The organism is Rhodopirellula sp. UBA1907 (assembly GCF_002337565.1).
Taxonomy (GTDB): domain Bacteria; phylum Planctomycetota; class Planctomycetia; order Pirellulales; family Pirellulaceae; genus Rhodopirellula; species Rhodopirellula europaea.
This window is the reverse complement of record NZ_DDGH01000024.1, coordinates 1-7,452: the sequence shown is the minus strand read 5'-3', so window position 1 is coordinate 7,452 and position 7,452 is coordinate 1. Positions and strand designations below refer to the sequence as shown.

General features: G+C 55.2%; 6 protein-coding genes and 1 pseudogene. All 7 read left to right on the top strand.

Annotated features, from left to right (window positions below; translation table 11 throughout):
* A pseudogene (locus B2R17_RS28290) lies at positions 1-114 on the top strand (IS110 family transposase); the annotation flags it as partial.
* A gap of 284 nt (positions 115-398) precedes the next feature.
* Positions 399-1,832, top strand: coding sequence for a UDP-glucose 6-dehydrogenase (locus B2R17_RS05585; protein WP_286763194.1), 1,434 nt, complete (start codon positions 399-401; stop codon positions 1,830-1,832).
* A 358-nt stretch (positions 1,833-2,190) separates the two neighbouring features.
* Entirely contained in the window at positions 2,191-2,922 is a 732-nt protein-coding gene (locus B2R17_RS05580) for an FHA domain-containing protein (protein ID WP_286763193.1), read from the top strand.
* Between the two features lie 3 nt (positions 2,923-2,925).
* Positions 2,926-3,498, top strand: a complete 573-nt coding sequence (locus B2R17_RS05575) for an RNA polymerase sigma factor (RefSeq protein WP_286763192.1) — start codon at positions 2,926-2,928, stop codon at positions 3,496-3,498.
* On the top strand, positions 3,495-4,151 hold the full coding sequence (locus tag B2R17_RS05570) for a hypothetical protein (protein WP_286763191.1): 657 nt from the start codon (positions 3,495-3,497) through the stop codon (positions 4,149-4,151). The genes B2R17_RS05575 and B2R17_RS05570 overlap by 4 nt, the downstream gene beginning before the upstream one ends.
* 21 nt (positions 4,152-4,172) lie before the next feature.
* Positions 4,173-6,737, top strand: coding sequence for an alpha/beta hydrolase (locus tag B2R17_RS05565; RefSeq protein ID WP_286763190.1), 2,565 nt, complete (start codon positions 4,173-4,175; stop codon positions 6,735-6,737).
* 259 nt (positions 6,738-6,996) lie between these two features.
* On the top strand, positions 6,997-7,452 hold a 456-nt coding region (locus B2R17_RS05560; protein ID WP_286763189.1), incomplete at its 3' end, for an AAA family ATPase.

Genomic DNA, 7,452 nt, shown 5'->3' with positions numbered 1-7,452 from the left:
TCTCAGGGCAAACCGTACAAAGTGGTCGCCACCGCCTGCATGCGAAAACTATTGGTAGTTCTCAACGCGATGGCCAAGGAAAATAAACCATGGGAAAATCCCGAAACCACTTGAAAAACAACACAGCCGCTCCCCCGGAAATCTCGCTGAACGCTCGCTTTCCGACCCCTCCCGCTGCTCGGGCGGGGTTCTTGAGGCATTGCAAGCACAGTACTTAAAAACTGCACGACCTCCCAGAAGGGAAGTCCTGCGACCAGCACAAGCCACACAGCCCGAATTTCGGGTCGCGCAAACAATCCGCGTGCGGAGGTTTCTGGAAGACGAAAATGCTCGGCCGGATTAAAGTGCCGGTCCTGCTATTCGTTTCTCTGTCTTTTGCTCTTTGTTGATTTGCCTCTATGACTGCTACCGCATCGGAACGTCCCGCGATCGGACCTGTCAAAAAAATCTGCTGCATCGGTGCCGGCTACGTCGGTGGTCCTACCATGGCAATGATCGCTCACCAGTGCCACGGCATCGAAGTGAAGGTGGTGGACATCAACGCGGAGCGAATCGCACAATGGAACAGTGACGAGCTGCCGATTTACGAACCAGGCCTGGATGACATCGTAAAAGGCCGACGTGGCCAGAATTTGATCTTCACGACCGAGGTCGACGAAGCGATTCGTGAAGCCGACATGATCTTCATCTCGGTAAACACGCCGACCAAGACGTTCGGCGTCGGTGCCGGGCGAGCAGCCAACTTGGAGTTCATCGAGAAGTGTGCCCGCAAGATTGCGGAGGTCTCGGTTGGGCACAAGATTGTCGTTGAAAAGTCGACGCTGCCTGTCCGTACGGCCGAAGCGGTCAAGGCAATTCTGGCTGAAGCAACCAGTGGTGCGACATTTGACGTGCTGTCGAATCCAGAGTTCTTGGCCGAGGGAACTGCAATCGACGATTTGTTGGCACCCGATCGAGTTTTGATCGGTGGCGAGAGCGAAGCGGCCATCCAGGCGCTCGTGGACGTTTACGCTCAATGGGTTCCGGCTGAGCGGCTGCTGACGACGAACTTGTGGAGCAGCGAGCTTTCGAAGTTGACCGCGAATGCGTTTTTGGCTCAGCGAGTTTCGTCTATCAATTCGATCTCCGCATTGTGCGAAGCCACCGAAGCGGACGTCGATGAAGTGGCGATGGCGATCGGAATGGACTCGCGGATTGGGCCGAAGTTTTTGAAGTCATCGGTCGGGTTCGGAGGATCTTGCTTTCAGAAGGATATTCTGAACCTCGTTTATCTCTGCGAATACTTTGGGTTGCCCGAAGTCGCCGATTATTGGCAGCAAGTCGTCACGATGAACGACTACCAGAAGCGACGCTTTGTGCACCGAATGGTCCGAACGATGTTCAATACGGTGTCAGACAAGAAGATCGCGATCTGGGGATTTGCATTCAAAAAGGACACTAACGACACCCGCGAATCTGCCGCGATTTATGTTTGTCGGGACCTGCTGCTCGAAAAAGCTCGTTTGTCGATCTACGACCCGCAGGTCACTAAGGCTCAAATTGTCGCCAATCTCGAGGCGGTCTTTCAGAATGGTGATCAAGAGCTCAGTGCTGTGTCGCGGCAATTGATCGAAAACAACGTGGAAGTGGTTTCGGATGCTGAAACGGCGGCCGATTCGGCTCACGCGATTGCCGTTTTGACGGAATGGGACGAATTCGCGAATGCAGATTTTGCGAAGATTCTGCAGCGAATGAAGAAGCCAGCCTTCGTGTTTGACGGACGCAACACGCTCAAGGGCCTGAATCTCGAAGACATCGGGTTTGACTACCAAGGCATCGGATTCAGTCGCTGATCCGAGGCTGTGCTCCCGAACCTACCCTTCGCCCCCATCTGAGCCTTCGCCGGCGGGGGTGTGCTTGCCAGTGCGAGATGTTATTTTTGAGGGGGTGGCGTTATGCTCCAGAGGGGTAGTGGTGGGTAATCTCACGATATCGCCAGTGAAAGGTCGATTAATACTCTCCCGCTATTCGGCCAATTACAATAAGATCAGCCGCAAACATGGTTGCAAGGTTGCTTGCAAATCGCTTTTCGCGAAGCAGAAGGGCCGGGGTTGGCCCTTCTTTTGCATCGGCATGAACCAGGTTTGACCATCTAAGTTACGCACGACCGACGTTGAATCGTGCGTTTGGTTTTCGCAACGAAGGGTACCGATGCAAGTTAGACTGCGAGTCCAATCGGGCAGCCATGAAGGCAAAGAGATCGAGGTCTCGGACAAGAGATTCTTGATTGGACGTAGCGAATCCTGCCAGCTTCGTCCGAAGAGCGAGTCGGTCAGCCGCAAGCATTGCATTTTGGCAATCAAAGACGGTCGGGTCCTGGTTCAGGATCTGAAGAGTCGCAACGGCACCTTCGTCAACGACAAGCGTTTGCCAGCTGACAAAGCCAAAGTCCTCAAGGACGGCGATCTTCTGCGAGTTGGCAAGCTGATGTTTTCGCTCGTGATCGAGCATGGACTGCAGGCACCGAAGAAACCCGAAGTCAAAGATGTTGCTGACGCCGCCGCACGAACCAAAAAGAGTGCTGGCGAAGACAGTCGTTTCGAAGAAGTCGATGTTGATTCTTGGTTGGATGAAGCCGACGCGATCGATCGTGTTCGCAAGCAGACCGACCCTGACACGCGTCAATTCCGTTTGGACGCAAAAGAAGGCGAGAACAGCGACGATCTCTCGGTTGATGGTACCGTCATGATCGAAGACGCCCCCGCCAAGAAGCAAAACAACGACACAAAGATGTCGTCCGACGATGACACCAGCACCGGATCGCGGGTCATTCCGCCAAAGAGCAAACCGGGGAAACTTCCCGAGGGTGCGAAGAAGGCGTTGAAAGAAAATTCTCGCGACGCGGCGGATGATGCACTGAAGCGTTTCTTCAGCGGCCGCTAGGTAATGAAGACCATTTCGCTCGCGATGCTGTCCAATGAAGCTTTGGCGGACGCCTATCTAGGGCGTGACGCTCGCATGGACTCCGCGTTCACGGAACTGTTTCGTCGACATCGCGATTTGGTTTATCGAGTTTGTGTACGCTGGTTGGGACATCATCAAGACGCGGAAGATCTGACCCAAGAAACGTTCCGCCGGGTCGCAGCTTCCATTCAATCTTGGGACCGTTCGCGTCCAATCGAGCCCTGGCTGACAACCATCGCTGGCAATCGCTGCCGATCTTTTTTGGCCAAGCAGCGGTCCAAGCCCAGGCTGGCTGGGATTGAGGAGACCGACGCGATTGTCGCTGACGTTGATTCACCAGCGAGCGGAGTGCAGGTTGATCAAACGCTGCGAGAAGCGATGGCTTCATTGCCGGTTTCCTCACGTCGGGCGTTTGAATTGGTTCATTTTGACGGGATGTCGTACGAGCAAGCATCGACATTGATGGGGCATCCAGCGGGCACGATCAAGACATGGGTTCACCGAGCGCGACTGCAAGTGATCCGTCGGGTTCGAGAAACCGGAGGTGCGGCATGAGCCACGACTCATCTGTCACTGCCGCGAAAAAGATTGCTGCTTGTGATGCGTTCGAAGCTCGTATGAACGAGTGGATCGATACGGGAGCTGAGTTGCCGATTGATGACGATCGGCATTTGGTTGATTGCCATCACTGCCGGCAAACACTGGCGATCTGGCGTCAGCTGGAAGCCGGAATGCGAACTCCCGCCGGTGTCGACAAGACGTCGCGAGCGAAGGCATCGTTCGTTCGAATCGCCGCGAGTTTTTCTGTTGCGGTCGCAGCTTGTGTGATTGCGATGATCTTTTTGCGGGTTCCGACGGACGAATTGTCCGTTGCAGACGCGAATTCTCCGGTGAAGCTGTCCGGCGGTGAGGTACAATTAGAAGAGGTTGTTTCCTCGCCAAAGCAGGTTGGTGCGACGGGCGAATCCGCGAAGCAAACGGTTCCGATCCCAAGCGATTCCATTCGCGTACCCATGGTGGCCGAATCGAGCAAACCGGTTCCGGACGTTTCGGATGGTTTGGTGACCGAAGACGCTGACCAGGCCACTGGCCAGAATATGTTGTTAGCGCAGTTCATCGCTCAGTCTCGCCCAACGGTTGCACAACTTGGGGTCGGGGTGGCGCCGCTTGGCCGGACGTTGCAACGCACGGCATATCTTTTCTACTGATTGCTTCTACATCGAGTCCCCATGAGATTCACCTTTCGCAACTCGGCTGGCAAGCGAATGTCCAATCGGGTGAGAAAGGTGACGACGGCGATCTTGGTCGTTGTTCTGGCGACATTGAATATCGGCCAAGCCAGCCTCGCTCGCGCCGAACAATTGATTTCACTGCGCAACGGAATGGTGCTGCGTGGAATCTATCTAGAAGTTGCCAGCATGAATCAAAATGCGTTCTCTGCTGGCAACGAGGGTGGCATTCAGAACCGACCGATTTGGGTGGTCGATGATGGTCTGCGGCGAACCTATGTGCATCGTCGAGGGATGGTCGCTGCGGAGCCTCGTGATGTTCCCGATTTGCACGAGCGGATCGAATTCTTTCAACCGGTGCCCGATGGCGGCGAACAGGTTGCGTCCATTGGGCAAACGCTTGGCGTGACACCGTTCAATCAGTTTGGTCGTCGACGATTGACTGTTCGAGGTCCAACGGGTTCGCCGTTTCCTATTCTGCAAGGGATCACCGAGCTGACCGCGAAATATGCGAAGGTCGAGGCTCTCAAAACTGACGACTCGATCAATCTGGATATGCGGATCGCGACGTCCAGCATCAGTAGCGATCAGCTGCGGGACATCTTTCGTCGCAACACGGATCCGAAAGATGTTGACGCTCGGTTGAACGTTGTCCGGTTCTTTGCCGAATCAGAACGGTACGCCGACGCACGTCGTGAATTGGTTCGTGTGCTCGATGAGTTTCCGGAAAGTGCGGATCTCAGGCCGATCGTGGGACAGTATGTCGAGAACGAAGCGAGTCAATTGCTCGAGCAAGCTGAGTTGCGGCGAGAGTCGGGCCAGCCCAAGTTGGCACGAGCGATCTTGGATCAATTTCCGACCCAAGTCGTCAGCCGAGTCACGCAGGTCAAAGTTGCCGACATGATCGGCTCGATGGACGAGACACAAAAGCAGATTGATACCGTTCACCAACGACTGACGGAGTTGGTTGGCGAACTTCAGGAGCCCGTGCAAAACTCGTTGGGCGGGGTGGTCGCTGAGATCAAATCGGAGCTTACGCCCGCGACGCTTCCGCGAATGAGCGACTTCATTCGGATGGGCGGCAACTCAACCATGGATTCCGAAACACGCGTGTCACTCGCGATCGCCGGTTGGTTGCTCGGCAACGGTTCGGGGGAAACCAACCTGAAGATCGTGTTGTCGTTGATTGACGTGCGAGTTTTGGTTCGCGAATACTTGGCTGAGCAGGATCCTGGCAAGCGACAAGAAATCCTCGAACGTTTGTCTTCATTGGAAGGTGCTCGAGCGGACTACATCGCGAAGATGTTGCCTTTGATGAAGCCACCTTTGATCGAGGCGATTGAAGTGGACGAGTCGATTGTGGAGGATCCGTCGGTGGCGGGAATGCTGCATGTGGGATTGGACCAAGCCGGTTTCCATGCTGCTCAAGCGGAGGAGCCTGGTTCGCTTCCGCCGGTATCTTATGTGGTGCAATTGCCGCCGGAGTACGACCCAAACCGAACCTATCCGTGCGTTGTGGCAATGCACGCGGCGGGTGCGATCGCGGAGACACAGCTCAATTGGTGGTCGGGCGTCCCGCAAAAATCCTTCTTGCAGCAGAGCTCTAGCGAGCCGTCCTCGACCAGCGAATCGCCGCTTGAAGAAGGCTCAGGCGATGACGCCGCCGATGTGGCGGCCCAAGTGGTTTCTCCGACAATGCGGCTCGGCCATTCGATCCGGCATGGTTTCATCGTGGTCGCACCACGTTGGACTCGCGGTGGTCAGAACGATTACGAATACACCATGCGTGAACATGACGCGGTGTTGAGTTCGCTGCGTCACGCAATGCGGCATTTTGCGATCGACGCCGACCGAGTTTTCATCGCCGGTCATGGATCTGGAGGAACAGCGGCGTGGGACATCTCGGTTTCGCACCCTGACATTTGGGCTGGCATGATCAGCATCAGCAGTCGCCCGGGCAAGACGTTGTTGCACTACAACGAGAACTCAAAGTACATGCCCGTTTACATCGTCAAAGGAGACAAAGACGGTGTGCCGCTGCGAGATTTCGGAGCCATCTACGATCGCTATGTCACCTACGATCACGACACCATGATCGTGTTGTATCGTGGGCGCGGTTTGGATTTCTTCTACGAAGAGGCGGACCGAATTTTTGAATGGATGAAGACGCCGGGGCATCGACGTGCCGCACCGCCGGAAGATTTGGAAGTGGTCTCGATGCGAGATGGCGATCGGTTCTTTTGGTGGATGGAATGGGATGAGATGCTTCCTGGATTGTCTGTCAATCCATTTCTGTGGGATGAGGTGGAGCGATTGAAAGCGGCCCCGGTGAAGGCTCGTGTGATGGCCAACAACGAAGTCATCATCACCCAAGCTCCCGCGAATGCTTTCAAAATTTGGTTGTACCCGCAGATGCCGTTGGATTTCAAAGAGCCCATCTCGGTCCGCTACCGTTCTCGACGCAAGGATTTTACTTTTGATCAATCCGTTGGCGTGATGTTGGAAGACGTCCGAGTTCGAGCGGATCGAGAACGCCCGTTTTGGGGAGTCGTTCAGATTCCCTGAGGCCACGTTTCTCAAGGTGTCCGGTGCGAACGAGCGAAGCAGCAGCACAATGGCGGGCCGTCCGCCAAAGCTTCGCTCATGGGGGAGTCGCTGGGCCATCCGCTCGTATTCAGTCGTCCGAAACAGATGACGCCCCGTGATCATCTCTCGTAACAACTGATCCAGGCATGATTGACCGGTCTACTCTGGCACTGTCCGGTGGGCTACCTTGGTAGGACGTACTGGTGCGATTGGCCGCATGATCGTCGCCGCGTGATCTTTGGACAAAGAGAACTTGACTGAGACATCCTGGATGAATGCACCTGAATCGAATTCTGCTGCCATTGGCGAAGCGGACCTCAACCTGCTTCATGACGCTCGCCGGCGAGTGATGGAAGAGTTGGGCAAGATCATCGTCGGCCAAGAAGAAGTCATCGACGAGATCCTGATTTGTCTGTTCAGCCGCGGTCACGTGTTGTTGGAAGGCGTGCCTGGTCTGGCAAAGACGCTGATGATCAGCACGCTGGCCAAGACGCTGGATCTTTCTTTCAGTCGAATCCAATTCACACCTGACTTGATGCCTGCCGACGTGACCGGCACCGAGATCATGGAAGAGGATCGTGCAACGGGGCATCGCGAATTGCGATTCATGCCTGGGCCGTTGTTTGCCAATGTGGTGTTGGCCGATGAAATCAACCGGACGCCGCCAAAGACCCAGGCATCACTGCTCGAAGCG

Bases quoted from the DNA above. Each gene is read 5' to 3' on its own strand.
- B2R17_RS05585 (WP_286763194.1), top strand. From the start codon at position 399: ATGACTGCTACCGCATCGGAACGTCCCGCGATCGGACCTGTCAAAAAA.
- B2R17_RS05575 (WP_286763192.1), top strand. From the start codon at position 2,926: ATGAAGACCATTTCGCTCGCGATGCTGTCCAATGAAGCTTTGGCGGAC.
- B2R17_RS05565 (WP_286763190.1), top strand. From the start codon at position 4,173: ATGAGATTCACCTTTCGCAACTCGGCTGGCAAGCGAATGTCCAATCGG.
- B2R17_RS05570 (WP_286763191.1), top strand. From the start codon at position 3,495: ATGAGCCACGACTCATCTGTCACTGCCGCGAAAAAGATTGCTGCTTGT.
- B2R17_RS05580 (WP_286763193.1), top strand. From the start codon at position 2,191: ATGCAAGTTAGACTGCGAGTCCAATCGGGCAGCCATGAAGGCAAAGAG.